This window comes from Paraflavitalea soli (assembly GCF_003555545.1).
In the GTDB taxonomy this organism is placed as follows: Bacteria; Bacteroidota; Bacteroidia; order Chitinophagales; family Chitinophagaceae; genus Paraflavitalea; species Paraflavitalea soli.
Window position 1 is genome coordinate 2,850,113 of record NZ_CP032157.1, and the last position, 17,516, is coordinate 2,867,628.

The 17,516-nt window shown below is 48.2% G+C and carries 12 protein-coding genes; 4 read left to right on the forward strand and 8 right to left on the reverse strand.

All coding sequences use genetic code 11. The annotated features are described in order from the left end of the window. Positions 1-8: 8 nt before the first annotated feature. Together D3H65_RS10540 and D3H65_RS10545 are read right to left on the reverse strand one after the other, a co-directional pair. The gene (locus D3H65_RS10540; protein ID WP_119050275.1) at positions 9-992 is read right to left on the reverse strand and encodes a FecR family protein; all 984 of its coding nucleotides are present in this window, start codon (positions 990-992) and stop codon (positions 9-11) included. A gap of 45 nt (positions 993-1,037) precedes the next feature. Continuing rightward, positions 1,038-1,601, reverse strand: coding sequence for a sigma-70 family RNA polymerase sigma factor (locus D3H65_RS10545; RefSeq protein WP_119050276.1), 564 nt, complete (start codon positions 1,599-1,601; stop codon positions 1,038-1,040). Positions 1,602-1,779: 178 nt separating this feature from the next. Here D3H65_RS10545 and D3H65_RS10550 point away from each other — a divergent pair, with 178 nt between their 5' ends. Both D3H65_RS10550 and D3H65_RS10555 read left to right on the forward strand, forming a co-directional pair. After that, positions 1,780-2,892 carry a calcium:proton antiporter gene (locus D3H65_RS10550; protein WP_119050277.1) on the forward strand — a complete coding sequence of 371 codons (1,113 nt, stop codon included), beginning with the start codon at positions 1,780-1,782 and terminating at the stop codon, positions 2,890-2,892. Between the two features lie 93 nt (positions 2,893-2,985). Then, complete coding sequence (locus D3H65_RS10555; RefSeq protein ID WP_119050278.1) at positions 2,986-4,335, forward strand: AraC family transcriptional regulator ligand-binding domain-containing protein; 1,350 nt, start codon at positions 2,986-2,988, stop codon at positions 4,333-4,335. A 30-nt stretch (positions 4,336-4,365) separates the two neighbouring features. Here D3H65_RS10555 and D3H65_RS10560 read toward each other — a convergent pair whose 3' ends face one another. From D3H65_RS10560 to D3H65_RS10570, 3 genes are all read right to left on the reverse strand, one after another. Beyond that, a complete protein-coding gene (locus D3H65_RS10560; RefSeq protein WP_119050279.1) occupies positions 4,366-6,606 on the reverse strand; it encodes a CRTAC1 family protein in 2,241 nt (746 codons plus the stop codon). A gap of 44 nt (positions 6,607-6,650) precedes the next feature. Beyond that, positions 6,651-7,094, reverse strand: coding sequence for a hypothetical protein (locus D3H65_RS10565; RefSeq protein WP_119050280.1), 444 nt, complete (start codon positions 7,092-7,094; stop codon positions 6,651-6,653). 191 nt (positions 7,095-7,285) lie between these two features. Next, entirely contained in the window at positions 7,286-7,555 is a 270-nt protein-coding gene (locus D3H65_RS10570; protein ID WP_119050281.1) for a hypothetical protein, read from the reverse strand. Between the two features lie 96 nt (positions 7,556-7,651). On the opposite strand from D3H65_RS10570, the gene D3H65_RS10575 reads away from it, so the two are divergent. Continuing rightward, entirely contained in the window at positions 7,652-8,467 is an 816-nt protein-coding gene (locus D3H65_RS10575; RefSeq protein WP_119050282.1) for a DUF6597 domain-containing transcriptional factor, read from the forward strand. A gap of 79 nt (positions 8,468-8,546) precedes the next feature. Here D3H65_RS10575 and D3H65_RS10580 read toward each other — a convergent pair whose 3' ends face one another. Further along, a complete protein-coding gene (locus tag D3H65_RS10580) occupies positions 8,547-10,913 on the reverse strand; it encodes an ABC transporter permease (protein ID WP_119050283.1) in 2,367 nt (788 codons plus the stop codon). A gap of 201 nt (positions 10,914-11,114) precedes the next feature. Continuing rightward, a complete protein-coding gene (locus D3H65_RS10585; RefSeq protein ID WP_162915544.1) occupies positions 11,115-14,054 on the reverse strand; it encodes a golvesin C-terminal-like domain-containing protein in 2,940 nt (979 codons plus the stop codon). 262 nt (positions 14,055-14,316) lie between these two features. Here D3H65_RS10585 and D3H65_RS10590 point away from each other — a divergent pair, with 262 nt between their 5' ends. Next, entirely contained in the window at positions 14,317-15,990 is a 1,674-nt protein-coding gene (locus tag D3H65_RS10590) for a Na+/H+ antiporter (protein WP_245999721.1), read from the forward strand. A 670-nt stretch (positions 15,991-16,660) separates the two neighbouring features. Here the strand turns inward: D3H65_RS10590 and D3H65_RS10595 are convergent. Then, entirely contained in the window at positions 16,661-17,326 is a 666-nt protein-coding gene (locus D3H65_RS10595) for a 3-keto-disaccharide hydrolase (RefSeq protein ID WP_211345663.1), read from the reverse strand. Positions 17,327-17,516: the final 190 nt, after the last annotated feature.

Consider the following 17,516-nt stretch of genomic DNA (forward strand, 5'->3'; position numbering starts at 1 on the left):
TTACAGCATTATTCAGTGATGAATACTTTCTGTTGTATGACAGAGAATTTCAGATCATGTACAAACAGTACATTGCGCAGGGCTGGCTGCCAGTCGTTCACGGTAAAAATGGCCGTGATCCGTTTATTTCGTAAAAGTTCTTTGTTGTAATCAATCGCCAGGTGATACCTGCTGCCTATCCGCTCAACCGCTTCTTCCAACGGTACTTCATTAAATACAAGCGCGCCTGTGGTCCAGGCATTGATATTATTGACAGCCATGGGTAATAGCTGCCAATCCTTCGTTTCCCGTGAGTAACGCATGGTTTGCGCAGGCGCCAGCACCGCCGTGATCGATTTGGCTTTATCTTCCAGGGCAATCTTTCCATGCACCAGTGATATCCTGATCTCCGATTCCTGCTGGTAGGCTTCAACATTAAAAGCCGTACCCAGTACGCGCGTATGTATATTACCTGTCTCTACTACAAAAGGTCGTGAAGCATCTTTAGCGACCTCAAAGAAGCCCTCTCCCGACAACTTCACATACCGTTGTTTTTGATTATACTGTTGATGATTAAACTCCAGTCGGGAGTTGCGGTTAAGCCACACGATGGTGCCATCAGGCATCGTTACCTTTCGGACCACATTGCGGTCATTTTCAATGACCGACAATGCAGCAGCCGATTGCTCCGTGGCCGTACCCTGCCTGCCTTTGAGGAACCACAACAGCGAACCCGCTCCCACGGTGATAATGATGGCAGCTGCCGCCACATATTTGCGCACCAGGGCGCCCCGCTTCATGGGCACTACCGGCGCCGCTTTCAATTCCTGCATCAACTGCTGATGCATACGGGCTTTCACCGATTCCAGCATGGCAGGCGTCAACTCATCAGCAGTATCATTCCATTCCACCTCCGCCATCCACTTCCTGAACAGGTTGATCTCTTCCGGTGTGCAGTCGCCGGCTTTAAAGCGCTGCATAAACAGCTCAATAGATTGTCTGGAGGGTTGCATGTAAGAGTAGTAACACAGCGGGAAAAAAGTACCAGACGTTTTGTATTACCAAAATGTTAAGAACATATATACCCGTTTGAAAGCTACGCGTAAACGTTTGGAGGCCAGCTGTAATTGATTTTTAACCGTTTGTTTGGATAATAGCAGGTCGCCGGCTATCCGGTCTATAGATTGTTCCTGGTATACATTACGGATAAAAATATCCCGCATCTTACCAGGCATACCCGTAATAGCGGTAGAAATAGCCTCATCGATATTGGCCCATTTCTCCTTTTCTTCTTCCGTAGCATGGTATTCGTTGGCGGGAGATTGTTGTACCAGGAAAGCTTCGAAACTCTTATAGTGTTTTTCCTGCAATCCCTTGGACCGGAAATAATTAAACACTTTGTGGTACAAGGCGGCTACCAGGTATGGCCGCTCGGATCCGGAAGGAGGCAGGGTGTGAAAATTCTTCCAGATATCCGCAAACAGGTCGTGTACGATATCATAAGCATCTTCTGTGGAGCCGGTCTTTTTGCAGGCCAGCCTGAAGAGAAACTCCCAATAGGCATGGTACAGCTTATTAAAAGCTGCTTCCTTTTCATCATGGATAGGTAACTGATGGTTCATAACCGGTACCCGCAAATGTATACGGTAATTTTCCGAAATGCCCGTTTTCCGTTGTTATCAAAATATGAATAGGATATGTGCTTATATATCAGGTCAGTGAATATATACCGGCTCCTTTTTGTTACATTTGTTGATAGCCCCATTTTCCCGGTATTTTCAACATTATAACCACCATAGCATGGCGCATCAGAAGTATTTGCATCCCCGGCTGAAAATCGCATTGCCTTTATGGACCCTGATCTGCCCTGTCATTGGGCTGTTACTATTATTCATCATAGACAAAGATCATTCAGGGATCGTCGATGCATTGATGGGCGTGTCGCTGATCACCGTCGTACTAAGTGCTGTACACCATGCAGAAGTAGTGGCCCACAAGGTGGGAGAACCTTATGGTACCCTCATCCTGGCCCTGGCCATCACCATCATTGAGGTATCACTTATCGTAACCATTATGTTGTCTGAAGGATTGCAGGGAGCCACCCTGGCCCGGGATACCGTATTTGCAGCCATAATGATCATCCTTACCGGCATTATTGGCTCCTGCCTGCTGCTGGGAGGATATCGTTATAAAGAACAGCTTTATGTGAAACAGGGCGTAAGCGCCTCCCTGGTAACTCTTACCACCATCAGCATATTGACCCTAGTATTGCCCAACTTCACCACCAGCAAAGCCGGGCCGGTATACTCCACCAGCCAGCTGATATTTGTAGCCATTGTATCACTTGTATTGTATATTGGGTTTGTAATGGTACAGGCCGGGCGCCACCGGGGATATTTCCTGCCTAAGGATGAAAGCTCCGAATCGGATGACACCCCTTCCGACCCGCCACCCTCCCCTTTAACCACCTTTGCCAGCCTCCTGTTTTTATTAATAGCGTTGGTAGTGGTGGTGATCATGTCCAAAAAACTATCCCCCACCATCGAGGCTATTGTATTAAAACTGGGTGCGCCCAAAACCCTGGTAGGCATCATTATTGCCTCCGTGATCCTTTTGCCGGAAGGACTGGCCGCTTTACGGGCCGCTCACAAAAACCAATTGCAAACCAGCCTGAACCTCGCCCTGGGGTCCGCCCTTGCCAGCATTGGCCTTACCATACCCGCTGTAGCTATTGTAAGTTATTTCACCGGCTTCAGCATCACCCTGGGAATTGATGGCAAGTCAACCCTCCTGCTCGTATTGTCCCTGTTCACCATCAGTATCTCCTTTGGCGCCGGCCGTACCAATATCCTGCAGGGTATTGTATTGCTGGTCATCCTGGCCACCTATTTATTTACGACCATCGTGCCTTAAAACAAGCCCCTGTAATTACAGGAGCGGGACCGGTAAAAAGGCCAGATCGGTTAATTTTGCTCCCTTTACCGAACGCTATACAATCAATCCGGCATGGACACTTATGCAGTTACGAGCGAGTCGATCAGGGTGATATTCCTGTACTATGAAAAACTGGGTTATGCACCTGCACCCCTGCTACTGGAGGGAGGTATCAGCACCAATACCCTCGAGACCGATCGGCATCCTATTTCTATGGCTACCTTCAGCGGGTTTCTCGCCACGGCCTGCCGCCTGTCCGGCGATCCCCAGCTTGGTTTGCACATTGGCCAGATCTCCAACCTCGACGCCATGGGCATTATCGGCCAGTTGTACCGCTACAGCAGGAATATGATAGAAGGCACCCAACGCATTACCCGCTACCTGCCCCTCATGCATACCGTGTTTGCCTATGACCTGGAAGAAACCGCAGACCTGGTAAAAGTAATCCTCACCCCCAATTACAGAACAGCCGAAGCCGCTTTTGCCACCCGGCAGTTGATAGAGCTCGCCATGGCTTTTACCCGCAATGGCATCCAGGATGGTACCCAAAGCGGCATTAACCCCCAGGCAGCTCACTTTACCTGGCCTTTAACCGCGGCAGAAGCCGACCATTATGCCACTGTATTTCACTGCCCCGTATCAGGTAACCAATCCTGTAATGAGCTTGTTTATGACAAGGCAGCAGTAAACATCCCCCATGTTTTTTATGACTCCACCTTGCTGAAAGCCCTCGAAGCCAGCGCCAATGCCGGCCTGCAATTCTCGCCCTGGAGCAGCAATGACCTGCAAAAGGCTTTATTGATCATGAATGCAGAAGAAAAGGAAAGAAGCAGGATAGCACGCAACCTGCACGATGGTATATGCGGTACCCTCGCCGCTGTAAAAATGCACCTGACTGCCGTACAGGCCCAACATCCTTTCCGCGAGTCGGCCAACTTCCAAACCGCCCTCTCTTTACTGGACGAAGTATCCAATGAAGTACGTAAAACAGCCCACAGCCTCATGCCGGAAGTTTTACAGAACTATGGATTGGATGAAGCACTCAAGCGATACTGCCAAAACCTGGCGCCCTGTTGCCGCTCAGAGATCACCTATTACCGGTTTGGAGAACCCATTCGTTTTGAGCAAGGCTTTGAACTGGCCACCTATCGCATTGCACAGGAGCTGATGCACAATGCTATCCGGCATGCGCAGGCCAAACATGTACTGGTACAGCTCAACCTCGATGATGATATGGTGCTTACCATCGAAGATGACGGTATTGGATTCAAACGGGAACAGTTAAGCCCGGGATCAGGGCTCGATAACCTGCAGCAACATGTGAACAGCCTGGGTGGCGCCATTTGCTGGGAAAGCAATACAGGAGATGGTACTGCCGTAACCATTACCTTTCCGGGCACACACCTCCATTATAAGATCTAGCCGCGCGTTATAATGAGGTAGGTCCTATACCTATTTGAGTTTTTTTTCAACAGGCCCACAATCGATGATCCTGTTGCCTGCAAGCAAAAAATTAACACTGTTATACGTATGCTTTACCAATGAAGGATTTCCTTCCCGTATAGCCACCTGTTCACCAGCCGGTATGCCCTTAAATGTTTGTACAACTTGACTGGTGGGCCATTTTACTTCAATGCTTTCTACTTCAGTAGCCTGGCCAATACCAATATGCTGCAACAATGGATTGGAACCAAAACTACCACCGGAATTAACATCACGGTATACCGATCTGACCACACCATTGTCCCTGAACGTTACTTTTATTTTTGCACCAATGGCAGCCCTGTTGCTTGTAACCCCTTCCAATGAAATATTGATCCAGCGGTTATTGTTTTGCCCTGGATTTAAATATAAGGAGTTTTGATACGTATCCCCAATATAGGCGCCGCCCATATCAATATAAATATCCTGGTCGCCATCATTGTCCAGGTCGGCAAAAGATACCCCATGTCCTTTTTGCAAATTGCCCACGCGTGCTGACGTGGTGATGTCAATAAACCTCCTGCCTTCCTGGTTCTTAAACATTTTATTGGGAACCAGCGATTGGAACAAAGGGTTGCCTGTACCAAAGTACATGTCGAGATAACCATCATTGTCAATATCGCCAAAATTGGCGCCCATCGCAAAAGCAATCTTATTCAACCCCAGTTTCTCTGATACATCTTCAAAGCTGCCATCATGCTTATTCCTGAACAGGAATATCTTGCCGGAATTGCCAGTCTGTCTGCCCAGCGCCTCTTCCGCAGCATACCAGGCCAATGACCGTTCAAACTCATAACCCGATACAAGAATGTCCAGCCAGCCATCATTGTCATAATCCCAAAACCAGGTGGGGAAAGTGCGTGTCCGGTTATTGGCCAGGCCCGCCTGCGCTGTCACATCCGTAAACACAATATTATTCCCCTGTATCCCACCATTCTTCAACAACACTTTACGGCCATTTAAAGTAGAGATAAAAATATCCGTCAATCCATCGTTGTCATAATCGCCCGAAGTAACCCCTTTCACAAACCCCACAATAGCACATCCGGCGCGCGCTGCTACTTCTGTAAAATGCCCCTTTCCGTCATTCATATATAGCTCACAGGGAAGAATATCATCTTCACTGGTTGTTTCATTGCCTATAAATACATCCAGCCAGCCATCGTTATTAAAATCAGCCCAGGTAGCTGCCTGCGTGGGATTGAACGAAAGCAGGCCGCTTTCTTTGGTGACATCTGTAAAAGTACCGTCGCCATTGTTCTTCAGCAGCGAGTTGGGTTCTTTGCCAAATTTCTCTTTCCAGGCGCCCCTTAATACAAACACATCCTTGAGACCATCGTTGTTGTAATCTGTTTGCATGATGTTGAGGCCGCCTGTCAAATGCTTTAGTCCGGAAGGTTCAGATACATCCGTAAAAGTGCCGTTGCCATTATTCCTGCAATAGCGCATGCCCTGCCCCAACCCCCAGCTGCTCGTAATGATATCCAGGTAGCCATCATTATTAAAGTCATCAATAATACTGCCGCCGGCCATATTGTTCGTATTAAGGCCTGCAGGTATCGCGGCATCTATAAAAGGTTTGATGCCACTGGCCGTATCGGCATCCAGCCCCTTGATCAAATAGGCGGGCGGTACCCCGGCAGGATAATCGCCGGTAGTCATATACGCGATGTTCAGCAGCCATCGCGATTCAAGATCATCTGGTTCACTGGCCAGTATCTGTTGAAACAGTTCAATGGCTTTTAAAGAGCCCGTCTTATCGCCATGGATCCCGCTGCCGGCAATAGGGAAAACACAGGATTCTCCACTGTGCGACCGGATACAATTACTGCGCTCCCCAAACCGCAAACAGGCTATCGCCATATTTTTCATGACCGCCTGCTTTTGACTGATCTCATAGACCGGTATGTGCTGCAGAAGCCTTCCGCTCATTTGCATCGCCTTTTCTTCATCCCCCAGCTCGATCATTGTACGCGCAACGGCATATTGCAGGAAGTTAGAGTCTGCAATATTGGAAGCCTTTGAAAGCAGCGAATCATAATAGTGTAGTTTAGCCTCCGGGCAAAAAGTATTGCGCGGGCTGTATTCCGACCTGGAAATGGAAGCCAGCAAACTCACCATTTCTTTATTAGGAACATTTTCATGCTCACACGAAGCGAACAGCAGCAGTATAACAATACCGACTGCCGCCCTGGACAAGGAGTAACACATAAACATAGGTTTATAGCAGGTAATTAAATGTAGATGCGGGTATGCTATAAAACCTGGGGAGGTCTGTACCGGGCATTAATAAAAGGATGGATGAGCCGGGCAACCAGGTGGTAACGGGGGGAGCTGACTGGTTCGGCCAAACAGGAAAAACTAAACTGTAACTGGGGTTGATTGTATTCCGTAGTTATATTGATCTTCTTAACCAGCGGTTTGTCATTATTGTCTCTTGAAGATCCACCGTTTACCTGTTTGGCATATTCATGCCGGGCATGGTAAAACCGGGTTTTGCTTTGATTGGGAAGGCAGAGCAGAAATAAAGTGTCATTGCTCACTTTTCGCTTCACGTAATTGTAGTAAATGCCGTTGTACTCCATTTCGCCATTGATCCGTTCATATTCATTCCAGTTGGACAAATACGGCAAATGTAAAGGCAACTTAACTTCGATCAGTTCGGCATCATTGTATTGCTTGTCGTCTAACTGCCGCACAAGTTGTTGATCAGACCGGGCAATGAAATAGTCAAATAAGAGAGAATAGCCTGCAAGGTTGAACAGGTGAACGATAAGCAGCGTTATGGCAAGCAGCTTTTTCAGAACGAAAGTTTACTGAATATACCAAAATACAATCAGAATACCCATTTTCGTTTTGAAAAAGCTGCTGCAGCAGTTAGGTGGTTAACCTAAATAGCCGTTTTGCGGAAAGACCGCGCCTGGATGTACAAAAAGAGTGTCACCACATTCAGCAGGAAAGTGCCTGCACCACAGGCCAACATCACATCTTTGTTGTCCAGATAGCCAAATACAGCCCAGCAAAGCGTAGCTGGCAGCATCAACAACAGTAATCCAATGGAAAGAAAGCGGGCTTTTCTTCTCTTCAGTAGTCTGATCGATTGAAATAGCAAGAGGCTGCTAACAAGTGAATTGGCAAAAATAGCCACCAGGGTGTCCATGATATTAGATTTTAGGGGTATAGGTAACGCGTTTATAAGCTTTTATCGCTGTTATATTTTTAGTAACTTCATCCCAACAGGTAATCTTCACCAGCCATGAAATACCAACAATTACCGCCACCCGGGCACCTGAAAGAATACATCAGTGCCTTTTGGACCCTGGAAGCGCCTGCTGACAGTACCACTCCACATTCGTTCCAAACCTTTGCTGATGGATGCCCCGGGCTCATTTTCCAAACGGTAGAACAAGGTTCTTTTTACCAGAATGACAAATTGTTACCAGGCTTTTTCTTGTATGGCCAGGCTACTACACATGCCAGGATCCATGCTACAGGAAAATTGAGAGCTGTGGGCATTTTCCTTCGACCGAATGCATTAAAAGCTGTTTTTGGACTCAATGCCGGTATACTTACCGATACTTGCATGGATGCAAATACACTGGTGAGACCAGATGGATCTTCACTATCAGAACAATTGGTGAATACAACTTCGACTACCGGGCAAATTGAGATCATTTCATCCTGGATCAATACCCAGGCCGAAAGGAACAATTCTCGCAGGAACGACATGATGCATTATGCCGTTTCCGAGATCGCTCGGTCAAAGGGAAATGTAGCTTTGAAAGGGTTACAGATTGAGATGCAATTATCCGAAAGAAGCTTTGAACGCAAATTCAAAGAATATATTGGGATTTCTCCTAAATTATTTTCAAGAATATGTCGCTTTCAGGCCTCATTGAAACAATTAAGGAACAACGACTTCTCCAAATTGTCAGATGTTGCTTTTGAAAATGAGTATGCCGATCAATCTCACTTTATCCGTGCCTTCAAAGAATTTGCGGGCTTCTCTCCTTTTCAATACCAGAAACAATCGCCGGAGGTCATTGAAAATCTTGCCACATTACTAAAATGATCAAAGTGTACTTTTTATTGTAGACCATTTAAAAAAGAACCCCGGGGTCAACCCAGGGTCCTGAAAATATATCTGGTCTTTACTCTGTCCTTAAACTTTTTACCGGATTGGCCAGCGCAGCCCGGATAGCCTGGTAGCTCACCGTAGCCAGCGCGATCAGCACCGACACCAAACCCGCCAGGGCAAATACCCACCACTGAATAGGCACCCGGTAACTATAATCACTGAGCCAGCTACGCATAGCCCACCAGGCCACCGGCGAAGCCAGCACGAAGGAAATGAGCACCAGCGTCAGGAAATCCTTCAACAGCAAGGTAGCCAGTCCTGTAACAGAGGCTCCCAATACCTTACGTACCCCAATCTCCTTGATCCGGCTCTCTGCCATGTAAATGGCCAGACCAAATAAACCCAGGCAGGAAATGAAAATGGTGAGCCCGGCAAATAAACCAGCCAGCGTACCCGTACGCTTTTCATCTTCAAACTTCCGGGCAAACTCTTCATCCACAAACTTGAAGTCAAAGGGGTACTCCGGATTGTATTTATGGAAAATGGTCTCTGCCGTCTTGAGATTATTGGCAGTGGATCTATTGGCGTTAAACTTGATCAGGATCGTAGAGAACCAGGCCTTTCCCCCGGCAATCAGCATGGGCCGCGTAGGCTCATAAGGGTTGGTCAGAATAAAGTCCTTAATAACACCCACGATATGCCACTCCTTACCATTGTCCTTTACTATTTTACCAATAGGGTCCTTGAATTTCATCACTTTCAGGGCCGATTCATTGATGATCATACCCAGCGAGTCCGTAGGGAATTTCTTCAGGTCAAAATCACGCCCCTGTACAAATCGAAGGCCGGCTGTAGTACCCAGTCCTTCGTCCGCATTGTACCGGAAGAAGTCTGTCTTATCATTCGGGTCTTTCCCCTCCCACTCCTGGCCCCATCCATCACTCCAGCTTTCTGTAATGGGCGCACTGGTCTTGGTAACCGAAGAAGCCGTCCCTGTAGACAATAATTCCTGCCGGATCAGCTCAAAGTTCTTCTCAATATCCCCGGTGAAATTGTGGTAAATGAGGTTGTTTTTATCATACCCCGTTTGCCGGTTTTGCGCATAATCGATCTGCTGCTTAACGATGATCGTACAAATGATCAATATGATAGCAAAGGTAAATTGCAATACCACCAATACCTTCCTGGGAGCAACCAATGCCTGCGTTTTCTTGAAAGTGCCTTTCAGCACCTTCACCGGCTTAAAGGATGACAGGAAGAACGCCGGATAGCTGCCTGCCAACAGGCCCGTAAACAATACAAACACTACACCGCCCACCCAGAACCAGGGACTTCCATAAGGCACATAGAGTCGTTTATCAGTCAGTGTATTAAATCCACCCAGACTGAGCTGTACCACTATGATTGCAAATACCCCCGCAATAAACGCCAGCAATATAGATTCACCAATGAACTGACTGATCAGCGAAAACTTCTGGGCTCCTACCACTTTGCGGATGCCCACCTCTTTCGCACGTTTTTCACTGCGGGCCGTGCTGAGGTTCATAAAGTTGATACAGGCGATCAGCAGAATAAAGGCAGCTACTATACCAAACAGGCGCACAAAAGTGATCCGCCCTCCCCCATCTTCCTTACCATTTGTAAAGCTGGAATAGAGCCTCCATTTGCTCAATGGATACAGGAACATTTCCCACTTGGGCTCATCTTTTGCATACCGCTGCTTCATCACTTTTACCTTAGGAGCAGCAGAAGCCAGCGTAGCATTTTGTTTGAGTAATACATAAGTGCGCGTGCTGTTATTGCCCCAGTACTCGTCATCATCCCCCAAAAAGCGTTTATAGGCCCAGGGCACCAGGTATTCAGCCCGGCTAAACCGCGTATTGTTGGGCATGTCCTGCAGGATGCCCGTTACCGTAAAGTTTTCTTTATTATCGATCTTGATGATCTTGCCCATGGGCTCTTCCTTGCCAAATAATTTCCGGGCCAGCGTCTCCGTCAGCACAATAGAATGCATGTCCTTTAATACAAGCGCCGGGTTGCCTTTCAACAAAGGAAAAGTAAACACCTGCAGGAAGTTGGAATCTACCATATTCCCCCTTACCGTCAGCTTCTTATCGCCTACAGTAAAAAGAAAGTTGCTGCCCCAATCCACCCGCACAGCCGCCTCTACCTCAGGCAGGTCCCTTTCCAGCGTCCGTGCCAGTACTTTGGGTGTAGTATTCCAGCAGTTAAGCTCACCGCTGAACTCCGCCCGGTTCCAGGCTTCATAAATACGGTCCTTCTTTTCATGAAACTGGTCATAGCTGATCTCATTTTGGATCCATAGCAAGATAAGAATGGCGCTGGCCATCCCTACTACCAGTCCGGCAATATTGATAGCCGAAAATCCTTTGCTGCGCAGCAGGCCGCGCCAGGCGATCTTGAAGAAGTTTTTTATCATAAACGCTGGTTAACAGATTATTCCTCTAAGTACGTTCGAGAAAAAAATATGTTACAGCCTTTCATCACTTTTTTAGCATCTGCCCCCTTTTTTAATCCAAATGTCAACGTTTATCCCACTTTATCGGGCTACGTATACAAAAGGTCTTTCTCCTTGCCTTGCTGCCTGGTTGCTCCGTTGCCTTGTTGCCTCGTTGCCTTTTTATTGCACCAGGATCTTAAAGGTCTGCCGCCTGCCATCAGCATCCTGCACCGTCAGCCAATACATCCCTTTGGCAAGATTTGCCGCCGGCACCAGCACATCTCCGGAGCTGATCGCCTTGTAACTATCTTGAAATACCGTTTGTCCCTGCCCATTGGCCAGCTGCAGCCTGAAGGCCCCTACATTGCTCACCCGCAACCGGATCGTACTGGTGACCGGGTTTTCCAGTATATAAAACAGCGCTTTACCCGGAATTTCCGCCGGCTTCTGCGCTATCCGCGCTGTACTCCCCTGCAAATAAGTGGCCGATTGACAAATAAGGTTGTTCCGCACATTATCACTGGTGATCGCCTCTATAGGAAAGCCAAAGTACAATACATTAAAACTACCCTGGTAGCCCACACCGGCGCCGCCACCCGATCCGCCTGAATAATTCAGTACCAGTTGTGATCCACCACTGACACTCACTACATCCGGAAAATCGACATCATAATACCCGTTAAATCCATTACCAAACGTGCCCGTAGTACCATTCAATAAAGCCGGTGTGCCCGTAAAATTATACGTACCCGCATCATCCCCTACATAAGTTGCTTTCAGGTAATTGTTAAAAAAACTAAGGTCTGCATTGGGCGAGGCCGCGCGGCCCAGGTCCCAACCGATCTCTGCCCCCGATATCATCAGGCGGCCACCACCATCCAGGTAGTTTTTGATCAGCAACTTCTCCGTGGCATCCAGCGTTCGTTCAGTAGTACTTTCTTCCCCTACAAACCAATCTACCCCCACATAACTTCCCAGACTTACCACCCCGGCCCCTACCGCCTCATTCTGCACTCCGTCAAAAGCAATATTGCAACTGCTAAAGCCATTGCCATGCTCCACCATATAAGCATAGTTGTTCATTTTATCCAGCACCATCCTGCGTACATTGCCCAATGCCGCACTTTCATTTTTCAGCAACAGCGCCGAAGCATCCAGCCGGTCAAATCCATCTACCAGCAGGTATTTGTCTGTTATTCCCGTGGCAGGTGTACGGGCAGCCACCACACTGGAAGCAAAAGATTCACCACCTGCATTATAAGCCGTTACTTTAAAGAAATAGGTAGTACCGGGTACACCACTAAAAGTATAAGAGGTCGTAGCTACCTCTACCGGATTGCCATAGCCACGTCCATTTTCACTGATGTATACCCTGTACCCCGTGGCCGCATGTCCGTAAATGCCGCCTGCAACAGGCGCTATCCAGCTCACCTGTATTTGTGAGCTGCCTGTATTTTTGGCTGCCAGCCTGGTAGGCTCTTCCGGTAAAAATACCAGCGGCACCCCATCCCGGTAACGAAAGAATTTCAGGATGCCTTTATAGATGGCCCGGGCTGCGATCCGGCGAAATTCCGGCGCTTTCAGGTCCGTAGCATCAGCTGCCAGATCATGAAAAGCCAGCTCCACCAGCGTACCCGGAATACTGTACAACTCCCGCAATTCCCCAAAATTGGCTTCCTTCACGCCGCGGTCAGTCCAGGTATTCCGCCATCCCGCCCGCAGGTCAGCAATGACTTGTTTGTGGATACTATCCCGCAGCTGCGTACTGCCCGATGTAATAGAAGGATTGGATCCCAATCCATTATAACGATATGTTTCTGTGCCTGTACCACCACCCGCATTCGTATGCAACGCTACATAGACCGCATTGTCAATTTCAGCAGATACTCCTTTTCCCAGTTCCCATTCAGCATACGTTGGCCGCACCGTTACATCTTCCCGGCATACCGGGTTGCCCTGGTACCGGGCATATTGCCGTGCCGACTCCTCAAACCGGGGCCTGCTGCTGGCCGATCCTCCATTCACACAATCCGGGTCGCCACCAATACCGCCACCCAATCGAACCGCATCGGCGATAATGGCCTGTCCCGCCTCGGCCGATTGATTGCTGATGGCAACACTATAATTGCCTCCTGCAAAAAAGTAAAACTGCCCCAGGTAGATCCAGGTGTCCCCATGTACTTCCTGGTTTACCGTATAAGTAGCCGTACCGCCCGCATGCGTAATGGTATATTTTGTATCCGTTGTACGGTTGGCGCCACTGATAAAGCGTACCGACACCCAGTACAAACCACTGGTGGCCACCGTAGGCTTAAAGGTAGCAGTAGCCGTGGCAGTGGCAGCCGCCGTACTAAAACGGTACGTACCTCCATAACCTGCAATCGAGCCAGTCGACCAGGAACCTGTTTCCGTATAAGCAGGCGCCCCCTGATCATTGTTCACAATGATCTCACTGGTATTTATATCCCGCTCCCGCACACTCCATACATTCGCTCCCGCATTCATCAGGTAATGCAATAAATAATAGTCTACCGTTTCGGCCGTAATAAAGTCTTCCACCAGCTGATTCGTAGTACCCCGTTGCGTAATAAAGCCCGTACCCGTATTATGCCATCCATGGCCCGGGCTAAGCCACACCGTTTTACCCGTCAGTGCCCCCGTCACCCCCGGCTTGCCTCCGCCAGGGAAAATACGTGCCTGCGTTGGCCCCGCTTTACCCGCTATATCCGGAAAAGGATCATCGTTCTTCACTGCCCGGTATTTTACTAAGGGCAATTCGTTCACGAAATAATCCAGCGTTTTCCAGCTCTGTGATGCCTGCTCTCTGACCAATAAAACCACATTCCGGGTAGCCGTTTCTGTAGTCAGGTGTGCCAACAATTCGGTAAGCGTTTCTGATTCCATCTCTCCCACATCTCCTTTATTAAAGCCTTTGTCCGTATTAAAATATACCTGCAGCAAGCCATCCGTTTTGGTAATACGGTCGGCCCGGAAACGGGCTGTCTGTCCGTCGCCGATCAGCTTATTAATATGCAATAAGAGGGTGGAATCATGCTGCGCAAGCGCAGCCGTGACTGGCAGTAAAAAACATACCAGCAGTAGGATGTTAGGTTTGCTCATATTTGTTACAGTTAGTTTGTAACTAAACTTACTAAAAACAAACACAATTTCCATAGCATTCTTTTGCGGTTACACCGCCCTGTAATGCCAGTTAAAACCAGTAAAAACAACCGGCAACACCTGCTTTGGATGCGGTCACTCCGATAACCCATATTTCAGAGTCCTTGAAAATGAACCTTATCAACCTATACACTAACCCTCCCCCGGCACTTGCGTTTTTTTGCAGTCTACCAACTCAAAAGAGTAAATACAAAGCTAAAGAGTGGATAAGTTCTTTATTTTTGCGACCAATACCAAAGCTACCCGGGTCATGCACAACACCTTTATCGTCTATATCATCCTGGTTCTCGTCATCCTTTTCCTGGTCATGCTGGCCCAAAAGATCAAAGTGTCCTACCCCATTTTGCTGGTAGTAGCGGGCCTGGTCATCAGCTTTATCCCCGGATTGCCCCCTATTGAAATAGATCCGGAACTCATATTTGTCATCTTCCTCCCACCCTTATTATACGAAGCAGCCTGGAAAACATCCTGGAAGGAACTCTGGAAATGGCGGCGCGTAATTGCCAGCTTTGCTTTCCTGATCGTGCTCCTCACCTCCGGTGTAGTAGCCGTTGCCTCCAATTGGCTCATTCCCGGCTTCACCCTCGCCCTTGGCTTTCTGTTGGGCGGCATTATATCACCGCCCGATGCAGTGTCCGCCTCTTCTATTCTTCAATCCGTAAAAGTGCCCAAAAGGCTCATCTCCATCGTGGAAGGTGAAAGCCTGCTCAATGATGCCGCGAGCCTCATCGTATTCAGGTTTGCCCTGGTGGCCATGAACAAAGGAACCTTTGCATTTGGGGATGCAGTCCTCAATTTTTTTGTGGTGATCATCATGGGAATACTTACCGGCATCGTAATAGCCCTGGTATTTTTTGCCATTCACCGCTACCTGCCTACTACCCCTCATATTAATATTGTCCTGTCTTTTGTTGCCCCTTATGCTATGTATATAGTAGCAGAAGAATTTCATTTTTCAGGGGTACTGGCTGTAGTAAGCGGAGGCCTCTTCCTGTCTGTACGCAGTCATTTGTTCCTGGATCACCGCAGCCGTATTCAGGGCTGGAATGTATGGGAGACCATCAGTTTTGTATTAAATGGGTTGGTATTTATGCTCATTGGGCTCGAACTGCCCGTAGTGATCAAAGACCTGGGCGATGTCAGCCTGCGAACCGCTATCTGGTACAGCGCTATCATCTCTGTCCTTGTCATCATTCTGCGCATTGCCTGTACATTTGGCGCCTCTGCTTTCACCGTATGGGTCAGCCGCTATATTACCACCGCCGACAACAGGCCAGGCTGGCGCGGGCCCCTCATCCTGGGCTGGACAGGTATGCGCGGCGTGGTATCCCTGGCTGCCGCCTTATCCATCCCCGTATACCTCGATAATGGCAGCCGCTTCCCCGAGCGTAGCCTCATCCTGTTCATTACTTTCTCTGTGATACTGGTAACACTCGTATTGCAGGGTCTTACCTTGCCCACCGTAATACGCTGGGTGAATTACAAAGATCCCCTCGACACCATGCCCGAAGAAGAACAAGATGCCGCCGTAAAGAAAAAAATGTCCCAGGCCGCCTTACGCGTATTGAAAGAACAACATGCCGACAAACTCCAGTCCAACAGCCTGCTCCAAAGCCTGCAGCACAGGCTGGAAGCAGAAATAGATCTGCTCAGTGCTGTACCAGGCACGCCAGGCAGCGAAACCGATTCAACACATCCCGAACACTTCATTCCCCATTACCGGCAGGTCTATATTGAATTGCTCAATGAGCAAAGACAGCTATTGTTTAAACTGAACCACAAGGCCGAAGTAGACGAAAGCATTATCCGCAAATACCTTTCCCTCCTGGATATCGAGGAAGAGAAACTGTTTGTACAGTATGATCATGCCCATTGATATGGGCAGTCCTGTCAAAGGGCTGTTTTGCCCCATCGGAGCTTGTCCCGCAACAGCGGGAGCTACAGCTGTAGACACCAGGTCGAAAGGTTTTCATGCCCCATCGGGGCTACCCGCTTTGTAGCACAAGCGTATTAAACGTGTATTCATGCCCCATCGGGGCTACAGCTTTGTAGACACCAGGTCAAAAGGTTTTCATGCCCCAGCGGGGCTACCGCTTTGTAGCACAAAAAAAGGTCCCGCATACGCGGGACCAGAGAATCTTTTGGACGTGATCAGGAAAACTTAACCTTGGCTTTTCCGGATAATTGGATTGGATTAAGGGCTATTGGATAAGGTTCTTTGTTGCTTAAATGATATAGTGTCCTATTGGTTTTTCGGATATTGGCATCCCTATTTAAGACTCGGTTTTTCATGGATACTCAGGATTCTGGACAACCGTATCATGTAATCAACAATACAAACCTACACATCAAAGCCGGCGGATACAAGCGCAAAACCGCCCTTTCCCCCGTCTGCACCATCTACGGGACCACTCGTAAAATTACGGCTATCCACATAGGATATTATTTACGCTGATCTTAGGGACTCCACAGGGTTTACTACGGCTGCCTTAACACCTTGAAACTGAAGAACCCTACAACTTACATACACCGGGTGTCCTTTTTCGCTATAAAGGTTTTAGCACCACCTGCCTGAAATCGATCGGTGAGCCTTCGTACTGCAGTAAGATGCGGCCCGTTTTGGAAGAGGCATTCGTGCCCTCATTCACCAGCACCCCATTGAGGTATTGAGAGCAGCTCCCCTGCTTATTCCTGATCAAAATAGTATTCCATTGTCCCAGCGGCTTTTCCTGTTCACTGGTCCGGGCTACCGCTACACTTTTACCCGGCGCCTTCGTTTCGCCGCGTACCGCCAGCGTTACATTTTCCAGCAGGATAAAATCCCCTGTAGCCCCTTCTTTTACCTGAAACTGGATACCCGCAGGCCACAATACATCTTTGGCCGTATCCGGCACATTGTACATCACCCCGCTGTTCTTTTTACCCGTGCCACGTTGCACAGCAGCATCCATATTCCACCGGTATTCCAATGTCAGTTCAAAATCAGCATAAGACTTTTTCGACATCAGGTAGCCCACCTTATCCCCATGCAGCCGGATCATACTATCCGTCAGCTGGTATAGCTCTGCGGCATTATCGTACTTATGGTCTTTGGTATAAGCGTACCAGTCAATGGTAGCATCGCCGTTCGAAGTTTTACTGCTGTGTATTGTAGAGCTGCATCCGCCTAGGACAAGTGAGGCCACGCAAGCCGTCATGAGGGATCTGATCATGCAACAAAATAAGAAAAGCCCTGATAAAAATCAGGGCTTCATTAACTTTTTTGGACGGTCATCAGGAAAATAAATCACACAGCTTTTCCCGGATAATTGGATATTGACATTGGACTTTAAGGATCGTTAACTGATATTGTTTCCCGGCTTTTGGATTTGGATATTGGTGCTATCAGAGCCTGGTTTTTCG